The following is a 20,084-nucleotide window of genomic DNA, read 5'->3' as shown; positions in this document are numbered from 1 at the left end:
AGTTGGTAGAGCAACTGACTTTTAATCAGTAGGTCTCCGGTTCGAACCCGGACGGGCTCACCATTTCTTTCATTGTATGAAAGATGACACGAAGTTTGTCTCTTTTGACAGAGGTTTATCCCTTTTGCGGGATAAATTCTAAGCTCTGCATCATGTGTCTCGTATGCGCAATAGGAAGCTCAATGCCCGTAGATCTGGTTGAATAACTACCCCTACTCAACGAGTCTGGTATAGATGGGCTTAGTTATTGTTCTGCAGTCGAACCAAATCCCAAATAGGTTGCTGGAACTTTGGCTGTGAGCCAGACACCGTTGTCAGCGCGGAAAAACTCAAAACCGTCGTTGAACATTCGTTGTGCCTCGACGCGTAGCACAACAGGTTTGCCGTGTCGTTGGCCAACGCGCTTGGCTGTGTCTGGATCCAAAGAGAGATGAACCTGGTGGCGACGCCCAGAAATTAAGCCCTCAGAGAATATTGCATCAAGATTTGCGCTGGCTGTACCGTGGTATAGTTCGTCAGGTGGACATTGAGGCTCCAGACCCAGATCCACATCAATTGAGTGACCTTGAGCTGCCCTGATCCGCAAGCCATCCTCGGACAGAGTGAAGCGCTTCTTATCGTTGTTTTCGACAAGCTGAATGAGTTCGTCGCGGCTAAGCTTGCGATTGGCTTTCTTCAGCTTCCGCAAGAGTTCATCAACACGAACCCACCCATGCTTATCGAGCTGAAGACCGATCTCCTCAGGCTTGTGCCGAAGCACCAGGCTCAAAAACTTGCTTTCTCTGCTCATTGATGAATTGCTTCAGATACTGGATTGATTGGCTTTTACCACGAAGCCTGACAGTTAGGAATTGAATAGGTAGTTTCACGCAATAGCGCGAGTTTGGCTTTTCGCTGTGATTGGATTTCGACCGGTCTTCAGTGAAGTGAACAAGCTCAGCATTACCGATGGCTGGAACGCATCTACGCCATCAGAACGGCTCATCAATCATGCCTTTCAGATCACTAGGCCTGTCTGTCGGTGCCAGAAAAGCTCGGGTCTAGTACGACACTGCAACGCGAAGGGTTGAGGGCGGTCTTTCAATCATTGCCCCGACGGGGCTCAAAAGCCGGGCTTTCAGGGCAAACTTCCAGCGTTCACAGCATAAGAGTTTCTTCTTGGTTCAGCATGGAAACAACCAAGAGGCACAATATTTGTGAAGCATACTTGCTTGCTGGTTGAGTCGATACTCGAGTAGTTTCAGATCCATGGAAGCGAAAGAAATTACACAGGCATTGAACCATCTGACGATTGAATGTGTCGGATCTTTCTTGGGTTTGGAGCTTCCGGCGAAAGGGATGGCAAGATGCCCCCTCCCCGATCATGACGACAAAACGCCCTCTTTCGAAGTACGACACCACGGTCGGCGGTGGGTTTGCTACGCGTGCAATAAGTCTGGCGGAGCAATTGACCTTGTCATGGCGTGTCAACACATGGAGTTCTTAGAGGCGAAGCAATGGCTGGCAGACAAAAGCGGATTGCTCCGGAGTAAAAGCCGCACGCCACCAGAACGTCGAATATCCAATTATCGAAGCCAGGCATCCCACCTTGGAAATGGTGCCGTTTCCAAAGAAACAACCCCAGATTCGGAGGTCTACAGGGCGCTACTGGCGCGAGCGCCAATGCGCGCTTCTGGGCTAGACTATTTGAAGAATCGTAAAATATCGGAAGAATTGATTGACCAATTCTCGGTTGGCCAAATGCCAGCAACTAGTTTGGTTCAAGAACTGGTTGAGGAGTATGGATTCGAACGAATTAGAGATAGCGGGCTCTTGACTAAGAAATCCACACGGGAGAGGTTTTGGCCAATCTTGCCACCAACCTCTATTCTGTTTCCTTTTTTTGAGAGTGAAAAAATCACCTATTTTCAATCCCGGAGCATTGACGATGCTGACCAAAGTAATCGTTGGCGAAACCTGAATCACCGCCGTAGGCGTCTTTATAATTCTGATGCGCTGAGAAACAAAAAGGTCAAACGAATAGCAATCTGCGAAGGCGTTCTTGACACCCTTTCTTCTGTTCAAATGGGTTGCGAGGCGATCGGTTTTATCGGTGTATCGGCATCTCTTTCCAAGGACGACATGATATCCTTGCGAGGAAAGCAAGTAGAGCTGTTCCTAGACTGGGACGAGGCTGGAGACGCAAGAGCGTCAAAACTCAGAAAAGAGCTCGCAAGATTTGGCGTGGCAGCGACACGAAGAACCGCTCCTAGAAGTGGTGCGACAGATGTGAATGCACTTCTGTGTGAAGGAAAGACAAAAATATGAGTGTCCTAGAACGGCTGCTGCAACCAGAAAACCTGAACTATGCATGGACCAAAACAAAAGCACTAATTCGGGCGGCTGATGGCTTTGTTGACAGCGCAGAAGTAGCAGCATTCGAAATCGACTTGGAGCAGAGTTTACTAAAGATACACCGCCAGTTTGAACGCGGATCGTACAAGTTAAAAAAGTTACGTCCGTTACCTCGCCCCAAAAAGATCTCTGAAGAGAGGCCGGATGATCGTCAGTATTATCACATTGCGATTGAAGACCAAGTCGCATGGATTGCCGTTGTAAACGCATTAGGACCGGAACTAGACCGGATGATGCAGCCTTGGAGTTATGGCAACAGGCTGTATCGACCGGCTTGGTACGAGCCAGACGAAGCTGGGCAGTCAAAGCTTGAAATCGGACCGTATAGACACGCAAGCGGTCACCTTTACCGGAGGTTTCAACATAGTTGGCCGCTGTTTCGTCGACACGTCACGCTGACCGCAAGGATGATGGTTCGAAAATCAAAGCTCAATTGGGATGAAATGGACGTAGCGGACCAATTGGCGGAGGCGACGGCAGAACGCGAAGATTTAGTCTACTTTAGGAAAGACTGGTGGAACAAAGACCCCGCCTCAAGTGAAAAGAGCGAGCTCTTTCATGCGTCAATTGACCTTGAGAAATTCTACCCGAACTTGAAAGTGGATGCCGTTCTAAAGGGGCTGAATTTGGCTGGGGCGCTCAATGATCCGAAGATGAGCAACCTACTCAATTCGATGCTGAACTTTAAGCTCGACATGTCTGGAATGACGAGCCAATCACTTAAAAATGTAAAACCGGAATTCAACGCACGGCGTTTTCAGGGTCTCCCTACTGGGCTGTTTGTATCGGGATTTCTTGCAAATGCCGCCATGCTGCCAATTGACAGGACCGTCGCCGACAGACTCCGCCAGTGCAAAGACGTTGCTCACTTTCGCTTCGTGGATGATCACACAATCATCGCGTTTGATTTCAATACGCTATGCGATTGGATTGATTGGTATGAAGAACTGCTCAGCAGCGCCGGCATCGGAGCGACAGTTAATATTGAAAAGTATGATCCACCTGAGCTAGCGGCGTGGATGGGGAAGCGAAGAAAGGGCAAAACCGCAGAGCAATCGGCCGAAGAATACAAAAAGGCAGTACAGGAAACTCGCTTGGATGGAAAGAATCCGACGAAATTGATGACCAAGACGCTAGCGCAAGTCTCCGCTATTGCCACGACTGACATTCACATTCTGGACGACGATGATCTAGATGAGCGCCTTACAATGCTTGAGTGGCTCCTGCTCGCCGATATACCAGAGCGTGAGATTCGCCCTGATACAAGAGCTTCGTTTGCAGCAGGGCAGATTGCATCTTTAGTGCCCGTACTTGTTCAGGAGGTTGACGGCGTTGTTGACGTGGCTAGGCGGCTTGCCGAGCATCAAAGTCGCAAGCCGGACCCGGAAAGGTCAACAGAAGAGGACCTTGAACAATACAATTCGAAATTGGGCAAGTTGAAGGACCAATTCGCAAGCTTGACGACAGGACAGGAGGTCTGGGAAAATAAGCTGCTTAAGCGGTGTTTCTTGCTGCTGCTCCAGTCGCTACGAGAGCATCCCGGAAAAGCTCGTCTTTTTTATCGTATCCATCAATATTGCCAATCCACGGGCTATAGGGGAATCAACGAGATTTCAGACTGGCTCAAGGAAACGCGTGCTGAGCAACGAGAGACTTGGGCAGATTATTACACGGCGTTGTCTTTACAGATAATGGCCAAAGCAATGTTGGCGTCTGCTGCCCGGCTCATAGCCTGCGATAGTTTAAGATCTGAAACAAAGGCAGCCGAAAGTTACCTCAAAGACATTGCGAGCCTCGACATTGGTGTGTTTGTTCTGCCTGTAGACCGCGAGACATGGTTCCAAGCTGTTGGTCGGCGCGAGTTCGGAGTCGCTCTCTTACAGGTTGCTGAACTGCTAACACAGAATGGGTATCAGGGCCTTGCTAGGGATCTAAGATCTCTTTCGCAGAAGTTTGTGCCAGTACGTCCCGCTAGTCCTGCCAAGGCTTGGCTCGAGGCAACGGGTTGGTCCGCAGGCGTGTGGGCTCACCTTGCTGAAAGCATTGTCGGCACCCATTCACATCCTTCGTCCGCGTGGCTCGCTGTTTCTAGAAGCTTTGACTTTAGTGAGAAACTAGATCTCAGTTCTGCCCGCCGCTTTCCTGAAGCATTTCCTGACGATGCTTGGAAAGAACTACTTTTTTCTTCTGAAGCGTTGCCACAGGACGACTCAGGCTGGTTGCGTCAGGTCATTGAAGGAAATGCAGCGAGATATCTAGAGGCAAGGCAAAGCTCAAAGAACGCGTTTTCTCGTACAATACGATCCATAGATGCGGCAAAAACGCAAAATATCTCTCTCATAGAATGGACAGAAAAACTCAAGGAATTGAGTCCCTTCGACCCGAGACGAAGTGAATGGACCGCCCTCGAGATTGTCAGACGGTTGCTTGATGATGCCAAAGAAGCTGGTCACGACCTCAGTAAACTCGATCGCTTGCACCCCGCCAACGTTTTGCTACCGCACCAATGGTTCGATGTGCTGAACGAGAAGATTGGGAGTTCGAAGTTAGGTTGGGAAGAATGGCGGAATTTCATAAGTAACGAAAAGAACGGTAAGATCGTAGTGCAGCCACTCAAAGCCAGCCTACTGGATTACCGGTTCGCCAACGATTTTCGATCAGGCATTCCGTCTACGCAGCTCGAACGGTGGTTCACGGCTGTTGGGCGTATTCTTCTCGGTCTTTTGCGAGCAGATCACAGCGCACCACGAATATGGAATCTCCGAGGCAACGAGCGAGTTTACCCACTTCCAAGATCTCGGATTTACAGTGAACTCGCAGTTTCTTCAGCGACCACACAGTTGCTAGATGCCTGCCTTGCTGCGCGGCCCGCAGAGACCAGAAACATCGCACTGCGACCCGATTTGTTCGCCTTGGATGATGGGGAACCCGTTAGAGATGTAGCCTTTGATCCGGACCAAATAAATGATTTGGATGACCTGATAGAAAGTGTGAACATCGCTCAAGGTGTTCTCCAAGAAAACCAGCTTTCGGTTTCCTCAAACCGGCCGAGACAACTTATCCCTTTCAAACTGCAAGACTTCGCGGCGGGAACCGAAAATGCCGAGGCTAACGACCCTATGGGAGGCGAGAATGTTGAGTGAGCATCTTCATGTCGGTGTAATCCAGACGTCGCTAAATGCCGAAGCTGCTTGGGTCGATAACTCTGACGGAAACTGGCAGAACTGTCTAAAAATGGCGCACTATGAGGAGCTGCGTGCCAAGAGGGAAATCAGACATTTTCTCGCCTCTTTGAGAGCTCAGGGGGCACTTCGGGAAAGGGTTAAAGATGGCTCATCTCAAGAAATCCAAAACTCTGATCCTTCTCCTGATATCATACTCTTGCCTGAATTAGCTGTACCGCTCGGCTTCGAGAAGCAACTTAGGAGGGCAGCAGAACAGCTTGAGGCGATCATTATTGCTGGAATGGACTATAGGATTGTTGACGGTGCACCCGAACCGATGGTGCTGAACGAAGCCTTGGTGATTGTCCCTCGTCGTTTGAATGGGAAGCAAGTTTCCCGACAAACCAGCGTTCGCAGAGTTGGCAAAACGTATCCCGCACCCGCTGAAGACAAAAAACTAAAGAGGATTGTGGGTGGGCCAGTTTCCTTCAAATCTCACCCAACTGTTTGGATATTTGAGAGTAACGACCTTGGCAAATTTGGGGTCGCAATTTGCTACGATTTCATGGATTTGGACAGAGTAGTTATGTACCGCAACAAAATCCAAACGCTATTCATCTTGGCATACAATCGTGACACCACCTCATTTGATCATATGGCCGAAGCGCTTTCCAGAACTCTGTTTTGTAATGTTGTTGTCTGCAATTGTGGGCAATTTGGTGGATCACTTGCGGTAAGCCCATTTCGAGAGCCATTTCGACGACTAATATACCGTCATAGTGGTCAAGAGCTGTCAAATGCGCAGATAGTGAAACTGCCATTGTGGGCCCTAAGCGACGGCCAGAAGGGTAACGCCCAGCCAGAGCTTAAAAGCCTTCCACCTGGTTTCGAAGAAAACAAAGAGCTTACGCCAAAAAATGTGACCATATGACGTGATGTTACTTGTGCTGTCAGAGTCCGAATTCCACGAATTTAAGGGCGCTGTTGTCCTGATACAGTCTAACATATTTCTGGCCGCGTCAGCTGGTATCAATCACACGGATTTACATCCCCAAGGTAAGATTAATGGTTTTAATTGAGAATATCATAGAGAACCCAATTTTTACTCACATGCTGTCGTTTTTCCTCGGCGCTCTAGGCTCATACGTAGTTTGGTGGATCTTGAATCATAAATGGCTTCCAAGCGTGAGGTTCGGTGAAGAGATTTGCCGTTATACAGTTGGAAACGACAAAGTGTTGTACGTCTGCGCTTTCGAGAATTCCGGGCGGCGCGACATGATTGATGTTGAAGTCGTCACAAGACTTGGAGTTAAGAAGTTCAATGATTCAGAAAGTTGGATCTATTTTAGCCTCAAGTCTAATGCTTCTCAGATTCCAGTCATTGAGCCTGGTCGCCGTGCCTTGGTTAGAATTTTTGATCAACGTCAACCTCTAGTGTACATAGATGAACCACCTCCATCTCTTCGCGACAAAATCGAAAATTGCGAAAACTTGGAGGATCTACTTTTGCTCAGCCCAATTTCAGAAGTCCGCCTACATGTTTTCGGGTATGACAGTTTTAGTGGGGTACGCCACCACTTTGCATCACCAGCCTATTCTAGGAACGATTTGCGTTCAGGCCGTTTTAAAGAGCTCGTTGTCGTCAAATCATGATGTAATTCGATGAGAATCGTATCAAGCAAGCGGGGCAGACTTAGGTACTTCCAACTGCATCTGAGATATTCTACCGGCTATGAACGTTTCAATCGAGTTGAGCAATTCATGATCTGCGTCAGATCGGGATCGCAGATCATGAATTGCTCGCGAGGCTGATTCAGCGGTCGTCCATTCGACAGATTGCGAAGCGGGGCTGTTCCAGCGTTCTAAGACAAAGGTTCTAAATTGTTGGGTCTCCGATTCAGTCAATAGATTATTCTGGTAGAAAGCAATTAGTCTACGGCCAAGCTGCCGAAGACGTGGATCGGATAGTTTACCAACAATTTCTTGCCTTCTAGCCCAATCCGCGCGTTGAAACTCAGTCAAGAGGTCTTGATCACTCTTGGAATAGAACCCTCCATAGATCTGCTTCTCAACAGGTTTTTGACCTGCTGAAGCATCTACAAGCTTCTCTTCGTCCAGAAGGCGTGCGACACGAGCTCTAAAGTCGGGATTTGCTGCAACAATGTTCGCCTTGTTCAAGTATTTGGGTATTGGGTATTCAAGAGAGAAGACTGCAGGGTTTTTGTTGATACTTAACCTGCGGATTACCTTCGGTGAACCGTTGATTGCTCGAAGGATCGTCGTATCGCTGGCCTCAATAAGTTCAGATGGATCAGCCTTCTCGAGGTCTAAAAAAGCCGCCACCGAAGGATTGCTTGGGGAAACTCCGCAAAAGCAGCCGATGTAGGGCTCAGGAGGTCCTCCGCCAAACCGCGAAACAAGCTCAAATGGTTGGAAGTTGCTGAGCTTATCTAAGACACGCTTTTTGTCGCGGTTTTCAAGTAGGCTCGACCAAAGTTCCGGATCACCAAAAGCGATTTTGCGTGCTAGGTGCAGCGTGGCTTCAACGTCACCGAGCGCGTCATGCGCATCATGACTGTCGAACCCGTTCTCAGGGGCCAAACGGTCCAACTTAAAAACCGGTCGGCCTTTGTCGTCAATCGGCCAGTTTAACAAGCTTCGGTTGCGACACCATACTGCATAGACCGCCGTGAGAATGTCCAATCTCTTGTTGCCGTTCATTTGTGTGGCATAGATCTTCGGTTGGAGATTTTGATAGAATGCTTGGCGTAGGACTTCTTCATCAAATCTGATGGAATTATAGCCAACCCACGTAGCGGGCGACCATCGCGTCAAACAATCCATAATGGCCTGAGTAAACTCAAAGAGCTCCGGTAGATCCGGGTCAACAAGCTGTTCGGGACAAATACCAGTTACGATCAATGCGTACGGAGAAGGAATAACATGTGGTGCCAATCGACACCGCAATTCGACCCGTTCGACTTCATTAAGTCTTTCGTCTGTGAGAACCGCAGCGAACTGAAGCGGTTGGTCGAATGCGACTGAAACCCCTGTCGTTTCGAAATCATAGAATACAAAACCCATGTTCTGAACCTGTTCACCCAGAGTACGGAGACGCTAAAAGGATCTTGTTTCCTGCGTTTCAACGATAACCCATGTACCTGCCAGTCGTTATGGCCCACGTATTCCTGACCACACTTGAATGAACTGCGGCTTACTAGGCACGAAATTACACAGCCATCCATTTGAGCTTTGAAGTATCCGTGTCTTTGCTGAAACGTCTAGTGTCCATTTCTGCGGACTGCATAGCATCAAGCGCGCGGGTTGGCCAACGACAGCTTTGCATCGTCTGAGAAATTATTGCTATCGCGCCTTTGAACTCAAGAACAAGCTCTTCAGAGGCGGCGGATTTGCCTAGCATCATAGTCAAGCCGACCAGATGCGGATTCTCAAGAGAATCTCCTGGCCACACAACATGTTGTGCCAACAATGGAAGCTCGCGGTAACTAGCAAGCAGTAACATTGATTTTGCTGAACTTTTCTTGAAAACGCTAACAGCCCACCTAACACCGCTGCTAACAGCTCGATGTTAGCACATAACTCACTGTTTCTGCTAAAATATTTTTGTTGACTCGATGATTCGGTGAAGCCTATCAAAACGGTAACTGGTTGCGTTTTCTCTGACCCAAACGCGATACTATTCAGGTGCCGCATGATACTAGATTTAGATTTGCACGATGACATCCGATATCAGCTTAAAAAGAAGCAGATAACCTTGTCTCAAATTGCTCGCGAGCTTGGCAGATCGCCCAGTACCGTCACAGCGGTTTGCCAGGGACGTGTGAAATCTCACTTCATACAGCAGGCCATCTGCCGTCATCTCGGGAAGAGCCATCCATCAGAAATCTGGCCGGATCGCTACCCGGAGCTCACCGCCCAAACGGAGGATGATGAAATGTAGCCACTTTAATGAAAAAGAGCTGAGAGTTCCCGCTCTCAGCCCTTTCTAAATTCGGGCATCATAGACACCCTAGATCTAAGTCTTTGATCCCCCTTTTCGCAGAAAAAGTCAAGCGCCTGGCGTGAGTGATCTCTCGCCAGACCGAGAGTTCTGACAATCGAAAGGGGTCGCGATGACCTATATGAAACACGCTCAGTGCGTGAACAGCTGCGCATACCAATTTCACTCGCAAACCATCAGAATTAGAGGTTTGCATCATGAGTGAGCTGCGCCCTCAAGGCTTTGCCTTGCCTATTCCATCCAGAAGCACTCGCAAGATCAACTGGCGGTCTCGCGCTAGCTGCAGGGGCACCGTGGTACTAAGGTTGAACGGGCAAAGCCAGGTCGTTGTCTACGAGAGCTTGCTCGAGTTGATGTGCATTCTGTTGATCTGTTCGCGTGGAGATGTGGTCGATGTTTGGGATCAGCCAAGGCCGATTCCGTTCCATCTTCCGGATGGCAGCAGGCACGAACATACGTTCGACTACTGGGTCCAACTGGCCAACGGCCTCCGCTACTGTGTGGCCGTCAAGCCCATTGATCATGTTGCTAAGTATGATTTTGATCTAAGGCTAGGCTACGTGCGTGCTGAACTGCCAAGCGATTTTGCTGACGAAGTCATTCTAATGAGCGAGGCGGATTTTAGGCGGGCTCAAGCTCTCAATGCCCAGCGATATCATGAATTCAGCAAGAAACCGGACATTGAAGCTGATTCATTGATCGTTCTTGCTGCACGAGAGCAACTCGCTCCTATCACATTGGCAAATCTAATTGAAGAAAGCGGGTTGGGGCGTCGTGGCTTCCGGGCCGGTTTCCGCTCGATCATTGAGGGCAAGCTGAGATCGCTTTCACCAGGTAAAATTGGATTGCAAACGTTGGTATCGCCAGAGGTACCAGCATGATCTTCAACTATGATCCCACTGACACATTCATCATATTTGGGGAGCCGTACTGGTGTTCATACCAGACCGACACACTTTGCATATTTAATCCTAAAGACAAGGGCACCGGGCCGCCAAGAACACTAAGTCGAACGGAAATTGGGTTTCTCAGGGGCACAAACAATTGGCGCTATATTCCAGGCGCAAGAACTCATGAACGCCTGAAGAAAGCGGCCACGGCGGGAAGCAAGGCTCTGCAGAATGCGCACCCCGAAGATCAAGATGCAGCGATCTTCGCCTACATGGAATGCATGAACCTAGAGGCATTTCGGAGGGCCGGCGCGATCGTCCTGACGCCATCCAGCCTCAAGGCAAAGTGGCAGGAGATCGTTGGCACATTTCTCGAACAAGAGGCGGTTCGAAACATTGACACTGGAGCCCGTCGTGGCGGGAGCAAGCTACCACAACAGAGGAAACCACATGCTCCCGAAACACTGCTTAAACTCTATCGCAAACTCCGAAAAAATCACTACGATCCAGCAGCTCTGATCCCTCGCTATCGAACCGGCAAAGAAAAAAGCCTCGGCTTTTGTGCGGATACCGAAGACTTTATCAGGTGTTTTGTAAAAGCGGCGATCAATCGAGAAGACCCCAAAAATAACGCCATCGCGAAAGACGCGCGTGATGCATTAGTTGAGGAAAACGAGCGCCGCGCAAAAAATGGAGAGAAGCTCCTTGGCGTTCCCAGCGAACGCACAATAGTGCGCCGTATCGAGTGGCTGGACCCTTTCGAAGTCGCTGTCTTACGCAATGGTATCGATAAAGCGCGTGCGGACAACTCGGCAACCACAGGAGGTCTTGATCTTCTCTATCCCTTGGAACGAGTTGAAATCGATGAATGGGAAGGTGACGTTCGGACAAAATTCCAGCAGCTGAATATCTGGAATGAACTTCCAAAAGATATCCGCGACGACATTCCGGATGGGCGCCGCTGGATTTATGTCGCGATAGATTGCTCAACGCGATGCATTCTCGCCCTGACGGTTTGCTCAAGTCCTAATTCCGACGCCGCGCGGAGGGTACTCGGTCAGATTTTGAAAGATAAGACCGACCTCGCGCGCGCTGCCGGAGCGGAAGGCACATGGGATTTCTTTGGCACGCCACATTTGATCTGCACGGATACCGGTTCTGCTTTCCGCTCGAATATGTTCATTGTCGCCATCAACACCCTTGGCTCGATGATCCTATTTCCGCCGGTGAAAATTCCGGAATTGCGCAGCAGAATAGAACGTATGTTCGGCACAATGGCACGAAAAATCATGCCACTTTTGCCGGGCCGCACGTTTAGCAATCCTATGTCTCGTGGAGACTACCCTTCGGAAGAGCGAACGGTTCTAACCGATGATGACCTGACACGAATTCTGACGATCTGGGTGGTTGATCACTACCATCACCATCCACATCGAGGTCTTCCTGGGCACCAATCTCCTGCAAGCAGGTGGAGGCAACTAGTCGCTACATATGATGTGAGCGAACCCCCAGATCTGAATACGCGCAGAGCAGCTCTGGGATATGAATTCACTCGAACCCCATCCAAGCAAGGTGTGGTCCTGTTCTCCAATCATTACGATTGCAAAGAACTGATCAAGTTTCGGCGAGACAACAAAGGCAAGCCTGTTCGGGTCCGTATTGACCCCGACAACATTGGTGCAGTTTCCGTCGAAATTGGTCGAATTTGGCACGAAGCCCGTGCACTGAATGGCGAGGAAATCGAGGGGCTTTCAATGGCCCACTGGACGCGTGTCATGCGTGAACTGCGCCAACGCCACGAAGCCGAAGCTGAGCTCACGTTGCCGCAGCGCAATCGGGCCATCCAGAAAATTCGCAAGATTGTGGATGACGCGCGCGAGCTCGGCGGGCTCGTTGACCCTGAGTACACGGAGGAGCGTCTTGCGTACCTCGAAAACAACCTCTGTGCCGGAATGATTTTCAACCATCCGGAAACCCCGCCGCAGAGCGACACCAACGTTCCGTTCGGGCGAAAGATCGATCCGATCCACCCAACAGAACCGGACGTTCAACATTCTCAGATCACGAATTCCGAAACTGAATCCGACGATCAACCGGAATGGAAACTGGAGGAGTAATCATGACCAACTCAAATCGATTGTCCCACGAAATCCACATGGAACTGGCCCGGTTGCGGAGCCGCTTCATGCCACGCCAATGCTTCAATGACTTGTCTGACGCGCTTTGCAACCTTGAAGATCATAGGCGCGCAGAAATTGCGCAGGGCCTTCACCCCGAAGCTCGCGGCATTGCCGTCATTGGGAATTCCGGCAGCGGAAAATCAACGACTGTCGAACATCTATTTCGGAAGCATCCGTCATTGTCACTGTTAGCTGACGATGAAGAGACGGCAGACATTGCCAGTTTTCTCGTACCATCGCCTGCGACACTGAAAGGCGTAGGCATTTCTTGCTTGAGCGGGCTTGGATACCCACTCATGCGTGACAGAACTGCGGGCATCATCTGGGAATTGGTGCAAAGCCATCTGCGAGAGCTTCAGGTAATGTTTCTTCATCTGGACGAGGCTCAAGATCTGATGGGATCTCAAAGCGAACGAGAAATGCTCGCAGTCGTCAACACACTGAAGTCAGTGATGCAAAACAAGCATTGGCCAGTGAGCATAGTCTTGAGCGGCTTGCCGGATCTTCTGGCGCTATTGAATTTGGATCCTCAGCTTGGCCGGCGATTCATACCGATTAGTTTTGGCCAGCTCGATGAAATCGACGACGGTCGCAACGTGCGCTCCTTGGTTCAGCAATATTGTTCGGCCATAAGCATTGATGCCGATCCTGAGCTGACCTCCGATGACTTTACTGCTCGCTTGATACACGCTGCTGCGAATGAGTTCGGCATCCTTATTGAGATCGTTATCGGTGCCATTGAAATATGCCTTCGTCGCCAAGAGGCCACGCTGGGCAAGCAGCACTTCATCGCTGAATTTCTTCGCCGCACCGGATGTACCAACGACCTTAACCCCTTTGTTCGCAAAAACTACTCAGCGATCAACCCTCGACGGTTACTCCCGAGCATTAAGGATTCTTCCGACGAAACAGACATTCCAGCTAAAATGCGGAGGAAGAAATGAGGCGCTTAAGATTGTCCGTGCGCCCTTTCCCGGGCGAACCAGCAAATTCAATTGTGGGCAGGGTTGCTGCACGCAACGGTGCCAGTTTTGCTCAAGACTTTTGTGCTGATATGAATGCTTCGTGGCGAGCAGTATCTGTTGGTGAATGCTCTGAGATTTCCGGCATGTCGGAATTGACTGGTATTTCGCTTGAAGAACTGCGGCGTTATACAGTCCGCGTTCGAGGGCATCGCGCTTACAAAGTAAACGGACAACATCTTACTAGAAAAACGCTTGATAGGGGCACGCTTAAAGTATGTCCCTTATGCCTCGTCGAAGATCTAAAGGTAGCTGGGGAGCTAGGACGGCACTGCCGAGTGGAATGGTTGCTCAGCTGTTACCAAGTTTGTCATGTGCATCGCACCCTCATGCTCAGTCTTCCGGATGCCGAATATCCAAGATGCCCTTATGATTTCTATCAGCGTATCCGAGATCACTGGGCATGCATCCGGCGTTCCGCTGAAACTGTCGAGTTGGTCAACGGCGACCTGGCTTGGGAAACATACCTTGCAAGCCGTATCAGAGGTTTTGAAACAGACGCATGGTGCGACAACTTCAATTTTGATGTGACCTGTTGCCTAGCATTGAATTTGGGAACAGTCATCCGTTTTGGCGCGTCTCGAAATCCTTCCGACTTGAAACCAGGGGAAATATCTCGCGCTGCGGATAGCGCCTTTGAAGCGATGAAGAGTGGGCGCAAATCACTGTCCAGTGCCTTCCGTGTAGTTCGAGAAGCGTCAGGCAGTCCCAAACCAGGGTTTCATACGGATTTCGGGGCATTTGCGAGGTGGCTATATCGTGTCGATCACAGCGGTGTCAGATGTGCCGAACTCTTGGATATTGTCACTGAATTTGCGTTTGAGAATTACCCGTTTGGTGCGGGAGATGTACTTTTCGGCCGAACCTGTCGTAAGCGGCGAATTCACAATATCACCTCTGCGGCCAAGCAGCACAGTTTGAAATATCCAGGTATGACAAGCTTGGTCCTGGGTTTGGGGTTAGGTAAGGATGGTTGCCACGAGCGCATCGAATTTTCAGCGCAAGAATACGATCCAATATTGAACGAATTTGCGCAGTGTCTTCGTCCGAAACCTGCTGCCAGAAAGATTGGCGTTCACCTCAGCATGTTACAACGTCTGGTTAACGCTCAGATTTTGAAACCAAGGTTCGACTTTCCTTCTATGTTACCGGTCTATCATCCTGACGACCTTGATGAATTTACGGCTTCCGTCTTCAAGCATGCAAGGGTGGTCACCAATATTCCAACTGATCATATTCTACTGATCAAGCTATGCACACACGCCAAGTGCTATTTCGAGGAGGTCGTTCAAGCTGCCCAATCCGGTTCATTAAGTTCCCTTTGCAGGTTACCAACGGCAGTCGGAGTCCAAGATTGTTTTGCGGACCTAGAGGATTTGCGAGATCAGATTCAAGCTCCGGCGCCAGGAGGTTACACCAAGCAAGACGCGAAGCGCCTACTTCGTGTCAACGACCCAACCGTGACATTGTTGGTGCGAAATTCGTTACTTAGAGCACAGTCGGTGAGACATCACCGATCTCGGCGCCCGATGACACTGATAAGCTCGAGTGCGATGTCAGAATTCTTGCAGCATCACGCAACGCTCGGAATGATGGCACATGCTGCGGGGACACAAGCAGTTCATGTCGCGACAAAGCTCGAAAAGGCAGGCGTCGAACCGCTTCCTTTGGGTGCGAGGTTCAGCAAAATCTACGAACGCACCCCAAAGTTAGAAAATCTCTTTTGTCCTGGACGCATCTCCAGAAATCGAACCCCGGCCCGAACCTCAAGTAGGATTTCAACTATGGCACTTGTCGAGCAACCTGATTGGAAAAGACAATGACACGAAACCCGCAACGCCCACCAACACATCCCGGTGAATTGCTGCGAGAAGAGTTGCTGCCAGCGACCAAAAAACCGAAAGCAGAAATCGCTCGTTTGCTCGGTATCTCCCGCCAGCATCTGTATGATATTTTGGGAGAACGCAAACCTGTAACCCCAGAAACGGCTATCCGTCTGGGCAAGTTGTTTGGAAACGGTGCCGACATCTGGATTCAAATGCAGAGCGCCTATGATGTGTGGCATGCTTCTCGCGATGTAGATGTGTCAGGTATTCCGACATTAAAGACAGCCACATGAATCCGGCCGGGCGTGTTTCCAAGGACTTGCCGAGCGGTGGATTGATAAAATGCAGCTCCACGCACCCGTGCTCGGTGGAAAACCGCCCTGAAGGGCCTGTCACCTATCTGAAAATCAGGCTATGCCTAGGGTTGTATTGAATAATTAGCTCGCACCAGCCCATTGTACGGTGCGGGCGCTGAATTTGGCAGATTGCGATGAATAGTGGGTTCTATGAGACTTTAGGTTACTGGCGTGCGTCGTTGGCGGATGGTGCATTGGGGCGGGGTCGTTTCAGGCAGCTGGATCGGAAGGGTTTCATCGAACTATCAAAAGACATCCTGCGCGAAGGTTTGCTGCCTAAGAACCAGGTCCGCAGAGTTTTTGAAGGACAGAAGCCGGATACCAAGGTGGTAGCCGTACAAATCTGGCCGATGGTCATGGCCCGGAAAACTTCCCACGGTGCGACTATATCCAATGGTTTTCCAGAAATCGTCGCACCTGTAGTTACAGAGGCGATTGTCGATAGAGACGGCAACATTCGACCGTCCCGAAACGTCATTGCGAGAGACGTTCTGAAGCCACTCCCCAACGATGTTTTTTCGCTCGGCAAGGTTGAAGATTTCGACACCTTTCTTTCAGCATCGCCCTTCTCGCCTGACGAAAACTCCCCTGTTTGGGACCAATATCTAAAGCACTGTCGTGCTATGCTCGATGCCGTGTCGCCTGGGTGGCCATCTGACGATGACAATTATGTCTCTGCCGGCGTGGGATTTATGGAGGTTTCCGGTGAGGCTGCCGCAGCTATTGCGCAAGTTATCAGTCTCTATGACGCGCTACTTGGTGAAAAACACAAAGCGCCGCTGTTAGAAAATTTGGCCGGACCACCTTCAGCCAAAAAGGAGCTTTCCCCTCAGACGGAAGCGAACTTCATAAATCGACTGGGACATGCCAGCGATGAATTTCCGCTCGCGGATCACCAACGTCAGGTTCTTTCATATCTCTCAACCGGAAAACCCAGCGATGTGCTTGCGGTCAACGGGCCTCCTGGAACAGGCAAGACGACAATGCTCTTGTCGGCCATTGCAGATGCGTGGGTTCGCGCAGCGCTGGAAGAAAGTGCTCCACCGGTGATCGTCGCGGCATCCACCAATAACCAGGCTGTAACAAACATTATCGACGCGTTCGGCAAGGACTTCTCAGAAGGCGAAGGCCCATTCGCGGGTCGTTGGTTGCCAGACCTCAAAAGCTACGGGTTGTTTCTTCCAGCAAAATCAAAAGAGGCCGAGGCTGCTCGCCGGTATCAAACTGAGCGGTTCTTCAGTGAACTAGAAAGCCATGACTATGTTCCCCGCGCCAGAGACGCTTTCCTGGAGGCAGGGAAATCGGCATTTCCTGACCTTGAAAATCCAGACGTGAAAGAGATCGTGTCTTCCTTACACAAGCGGATTGCTGAAGAGGTTGCGAAACTGTCTGATGCGGACAATTCGCGGACACGGGTTGAGGAGGCAACATCAAAAGTTGCCAACCTATTGGGCGACGATGCCGAGACAGCTTTGCTGCAGCTAGAAAAAGCTATGCAGGACGGCGCGGCAGAGCTTGAGCGTCACAAGGCTTGGGAATCCGGGTGGGCCAAACATCAGGCTGATGAATCTGTCTTTCTCGCAATGTTCAACTTTCTTCCATCTGTGGCTCGAAAAAGAGTTATGAAAGGGCGTGTTGCACTGGAAGCCATCGGCTGCACGCTGGATTTCTCCGATGTCAGTTCGGTTGAAAGTTTGGGGAATAGCCTGCGAAATGCGGTTCGAGTTGCACAGGAGGCTGCTCAAACCACCAAGTCCAGATATGAGGCAGCACGGTCAGCGTTAGAAAATCTGGATCAGGCGAAGAGAGCATGGGCGCGCGCAACGGAAAATCTTGGTGCGCCGGCCGTTCCAGCAACTGATGCATTGGACGTCGATAGGTTTGCCGATTGCCACACCCGTTTTCATCTTTTCCGACTGGCTTGCCATTATTGGGAGGGACGGTGGCTTCTGGAAATGGACGATAGCCTGGACGAAATCGTGGCCTCGCAACGAAAGACTGGGCGGAAAACAATCGAACCACGCTGGCACCGCCGTATGATGCTGACGCCCTGTGCTGTCTCCACGTTTGCGAGTTTGCCAGGCAAAATGAGCTTTGGTCTCAAGTCCGGCGGTGAATGGGGCACCGGCTATTTATTCGACTTCATCGATTTGCTGATTGTTGATGAAGCCGGACAAGTCTTGCCAGAGGTTGCGGCACCCTCGTTCGCTCTAGCGAAGCGCGCATTAGTCATTGGAGATACCCAACAGATTGAGCCGATCTCGTCCGTGTCCAAAGCAGTCGATATCGGCAACCTGCAAAGCGCGGGTTTTCTGAAAGAGAACTATGCTGAGGACGATTTGGCGACACTGTCTGCTACTGGCATGCGTAGTGTTGACGGCAGTGTAATGCGTCTCGCCCAGCAAGCGTGCGTCTATGAGCCCTACCCAGATCTAGAGCGAGGGCTTTACCTGTTCGAGCATCGACGCTGCTATGACGAAATCATCAATTTCAGCAATAGGCTCTGCTACAAAGGATCGCTCAAGCCGATGAGAGGCAGTGCTCCCGAGGGTCACGCTGTGCCGTCGATGGGTTACCTACATATCGATGGTATGGCTCTGAGCTATGGCGGCAGCCGCGCAAACGCGACCGAGGCTGCAACAATTGCAGACTGGCTTGCCGAAAATCGGCAGGACCTTGAAGGCCAATACAACAAGAAACTGGAAGATATAGTCGGTGTCGTCACACCCTTCGGGCGGCAGGTGCAAGAAATCAAACGCGCTTGTGCCGAACGAGGCATTGACGCGAAAATGACCGTTGGCACGGTTCACTCGCTTCAAGGGGCTGAGCGACCAATCGTCCTGTTCTCACCGGTTTACTCCAAACATGCCGACGGGCATTTCATCGACATGTCACCAAGTATGCTGAACGTGACCGTATCGCGTGCGAAAGACAGCTTTCTTGTATTCGGTGATATGGATGTATTTTCGTCGGCTGCGAAAGGCACGCCTAGATCGGTCTTGGCTGAATGTCTGTTCTCTCAGAGCGATGGAGTAATTGAGTTTACTGCGCAGCCACGCTCCGACCTTCAGGATTCAGGTCACCCGCTTTCGACATTGAGAGACGCAGAAGAACACGACCGGTTCCTGATTGATGCCCTGTCCACAGCCCGCGAAATGACCATTGTCAGCCCGTGGATCATTGCCTCAACAATGAAACGTGCAGGATTACTAGATGCATTTCAAAGTGCGGTGGCGCGCGGGGCAGAAATCGATGTATTCGCAGATCCTCTATTGAACCAGCTCAAATACGATGACGGCGTGACACAGTTGGAAGCTGCAAAGTCTGCGTTGCAGGATGCAGGGGTTCGCGTTCACGAGGTGCGTCAGCTGCATAGTAAGATTGTCATCGTCGACGCCAACCGTCTTTGCATCGGATCCTACAACTGGCTGAGCGCTGATCGAAAAGGCCGATATGCACGCCATGAAACGTCAATCGTCTACAATGGCTCGCACCTTCAAAGCGAGATTGACGTGATCAAGCAAAGCCTAGGTGCCCGCGAGCAACGCTAACTCCTCCGCGAAATCACTCTTTTCACCCAACCTGCCGTGCGCTGGTGGAGTGGTCTCGCGCGTTCTGTGATCTTCGCTGCTTGATCTGGAAAAGCGACATATTTTATGTCGAAAAGCGCCAGTCTTTTGTCGACGCAGTGAGGTTAACCTGATAAAATCTAAAGGTATTCTGAAAATTTAGGTGCCAAACTTCGTGTCATCTTACATTGTAGGTCAGTATATTAGTTATGCTCCTAAATGCCCCTTAAGCGGGTTTTTGGCTCTTTGAGTGTCTCTGTTGGTCGCTCAGGCTGAACGATGGCGAATCCAGCGAAATTTCTCTCTCGGCCATGTGCGACGACCAGCTGTTAACAACTTTTGATGTAAGAAAGCGCCAAGAGATTGCAGCCGCCTAAAGGTAGCGGATGAAATGGAAGATCATGTCTTTATGAGTGCGAAATGTCACATGGCTAGGGCTAGGGGCGTTCACCATGTGGGGAACGAACCGCTTTGAATAACTCGTGCCGCATTAAGGTGCTTTCGCGACGCTACGAGCAATATTTAACAGGCATGTTTGATCTGTGACATCGTTAAAGCCACATAGTATCTCGTCTCGCGACAATGCTCAGAATGGCGCCCATACGCAGGTGTCAAGCTAGACTTTAATCTAATTAGGGGTAAGCTCTAGATATATTCTCGGA

Annotated in this window: 13 protein-coding genes; 10 read left to right on the top strand and 3 right to left on the bottom strand. The window is 50.3% G+C overall.

Translation table 11 applies throughout. From position 1 onward, the window contains the following. Positions 1–244 precede the first annotated feature (244 nt). Positions 245–790, bottom strand: coding sequence for an RNA 2'-phosphotransferase (locus WNY37_RS18655; protein ID WP_342974977.1), 546 nt, complete (start codon positions 788–790; stop codon positions 245–247). Between the two features lie 458 nt (positions 791–1,248). On the opposite strand from WNY37_RS18655, the gene WNY37_RS18650 reads away from it, so the two are divergent. The 4 genes from WNY37_RS18650 (at position 1,249) to WNY37_RS18635 (ending at position 7,211) form a co-directional block, all read left to right on the top strand. Beyond that, a complete protein-coding gene (locus WNY37_RS18650) occupies positions 1,249–2,307 on the top strand; it encodes a CHC2 zinc finger domain-containing protein (RefSeq protein WP_342974976.1) in 1,059 nt (352 codons plus the stop codon). Beyond that, complete coding sequence (locus WNY37_RS18645) at positions 2,304–5,537, top strand: RNA-directed DNA polymerase (protein WP_342974975.1); 3,234 nt, start codon at positions 2,304–2,306, stop codon at positions 5,535–5,537. Before WNY37_RS18650 ends, WNY37_RS18645 begins: the two co-directional genes overlap by 4 nt. Continuing rightward, positions 5,527–6,489 carry a nitrilase-related carbon-nitrogen hydrolase gene (locus WNY37_RS18640; RefSeq protein WP_342974974.1) on the top strand — a complete coding sequence of 321 codons (963 nt, stop codon included), beginning with the start codon at positions 5,527–5,529 and terminating at the stop codon, positions 6,487–6,489. The genes WNY37_RS18645 and WNY37_RS18640 overlap by 11 nt, the downstream gene beginning before the upstream one ends. A 344-nt stretch (positions 6,490–6,833) precedes the next feature. Then, a complete protein-coding gene (locus WNY37_RS18635) occupies positions 6,834–7,211 on the top strand; it encodes a hypothetical protein (protein WP_342974973.1) in 378 nt (125 codons plus the stop codon). A 21-nt stretch (positions 7,212–7,232) separates the two neighbouring features. Here the strand turns inward: WNY37_RS18635 and WNY37_RS18630 are convergent, their stop codons facing one another. After that, positions 7,233–8,642: an exonuclease domain-containing protein gene (locus tag WNY37_RS18630; protein WP_342974972.1), complete on the bottom strand. Its 1,410-nt coding sequence runs from the start codon at positions 8,640–8,642 to the stop codon at positions 7,233–7,235. 145 nt (positions 8,643–8,787) lie between these two features. Next, positions 8,788–9,081 carry a hypothetical protein gene (locus tag WNY37_RS18625; RefSeq protein ID WP_342974971.1) on the bottom strand — a complete coding sequence of 98 codons (294 nt, stop codon included), beginning with the start codon at positions 9,079–9,081 and terminating at the stop codon, positions 8,788–8,790. A gap of 695 nt (positions 9,082–9,776) precedes the next feature. Here WNY37_RS18625 and WNY37_RS18620 point away from each other — a divergent pair. The 6 genes from WNY37_RS18620 (at position 9,777) to WNY37_RS18595 (ending at position 19,404) form a co-directional block, all read left to right on the top strand. Continuing rightward, a complete protein-coding gene (locus tag WNY37_RS18620; RefSeq protein WP_342974970.1) occupies positions 9,777–10,460 on the top strand; it encodes a hypothetical protein in 684 nt (227 codons plus the stop codon). Then, on the top strand, positions 10,457–12,586 hold the full coding sequence (locus WNY37_RS18615) for a Mu transposase C-terminal domain-containing protein (protein WP_342974969.1): 2,130 nt from the start codon (positions 10,457–10,459) through the stop codon (positions 12,584–12,586). The genes WNY37_RS18620 and WNY37_RS18615 overlap by 4 nt, the downstream gene beginning before the upstream one ends. A gap of 2 nt (positions 12,587–12,588) precedes the next feature. Further along, a complete protein-coding gene (locus tag WNY37_RS18610; protein ID WP_342974968.1) occupies positions 12,589–13,593 on the top strand; it encodes a TniB family NTP-binding protein in 1,005 nt (334 codons plus the stop codon). Between the two features lie 17 nt (positions 13,594–13,610). Further along, positions 13,611–15,494: a TniQ family protein gene (locus WNY37_RS18605; RefSeq protein WP_342974978.1), complete on the top strand. Its 1,884-nt coding sequence runs from the start codon at positions 13,611–13,613 to the stop codon at positions 15,492–15,494. Then, the gene (locus tag WNY37_RS18600; protein WP_342974967.1) at positions 15,491–15,790 is read left to right on the top strand and encodes a HigA family addiction module antitoxin; all 300 of its coding nucleotides are present in this window, start codon (positions 15,491–15,493) and stop codon (positions 15,788–15,790) included. The genes WNY37_RS18605 and WNY37_RS18600 overlap by 4 nt, the downstream gene beginning before the upstream one ends. A 197-nt stretch (positions 15,791–15,987) precedes the next feature. Beyond that, positions 15,988–19,404: an AAA domain-containing protein gene (locus WNY37_RS18595; RefSeq protein ID WP_342974966.1), complete on the top strand. Its 3,417-nt coding sequence runs from the start codon at positions 15,988–15,990 to the stop codon at positions 19,402–19,404. The last annotated feature ends 680 nt before the right edge of the window (positions 19,405–20,084 follow it).

It is taken from the genome of Henriciella sp. AS95, assembly GCF_038900055.1.
Taxonomy (GTDB): domain Bacteria; phylum Pseudomonadota; class Alphaproteobacteria; order Caulobacterales; family Hyphomonadaceae; genus Henriciella.
Note: the sequence above shows the minus strand (reverse complement) of the source record. Positions and strands in the feature narration are given on the sequence as shown.

Bases quoted from the DNA above. Each gene is read 5' to 3' on its own strand.
- WNY37_RS18655 (WP_342974977.1), bottom strand. From the start codon at position 790: ATGAGCAGAGAAAGCAAGTTTTTGAGCCTGGTGCTTCGGCACAAGCCT.
- WNY37_RS18650 (WP_342974976.1), top strand. From the start codon at position 1,249: ATGGAAGCGAAAGAAATTACACAGGCATTGAACCATCTGACGATTGAA.
- WNY37_RS18645 (WP_342974975.1), top strand. From the start codon at position 2,304: ATGAGTGTCCTAGAACGGCTGCTGCAACCAGAAAACCTGAACTATGCA.
- WNY37_RS18640 (WP_342974974.1), top strand. From the start codon at position 5,527: ATGTTGAGTGAGCATCTTCATGTCGGTGTAATCCAGACGTCGCTAAAT.
- WNY37_RS18635 (WP_342974973.1), top strand. From the start codon at position 6,834: ATGATTGATGTTGAAGTCGTCACAAGACTTGGAGTTAAGAAGTTCAAT.
- WNY37_RS18630 (WP_342974972.1), bottom strand. From the start codon at position 8,642: ATGGGTTTTGTATTCTATGATTTCGAAACGACAGGGGTTTCAGTCGCA.
- WNY37_RS18625 (WP_342974971.1), bottom strand. From the start codon at position 9,081: ATGTTACTGCTTGCTAGTTACCGCGAGCTTCCATTGTTGGCACAACAT.
- WNY37_RS18620 (WP_342974970.1), top strand. From the start codon at position 9,777: ATGAGTGAGCTGCGCCCTCAAGGCTTTGCCTTGCCTATTCCATCCAGA.
- WNY37_RS18615 (WP_342974969.1), top strand. From the start codon at position 10,457: ATGATCTTCAACTATGATCCCACTGACACATTCATCATATTTGGGGAG.
- WNY37_RS18610 (WP_342974968.1), top strand. From the start codon at position 12,589: ATGACCAACTCAAATCGATTGTCCCACGAAATCCACATGGAACTGGCC.
- WNY37_RS18600 (WP_342974967.1), top strand. From the start codon at position 15,491: ATGACACGAAACCCGCAACGCCCACCAACACATCCCGGTGAATTGCTG.
- WNY37_RS18595 (WP_342974966.1), top strand. From the start codon at position 15,988: ATGAATAGTGGGTTCTATGAGACTTTAGGTTACTGGCGTGCGTCGTTG.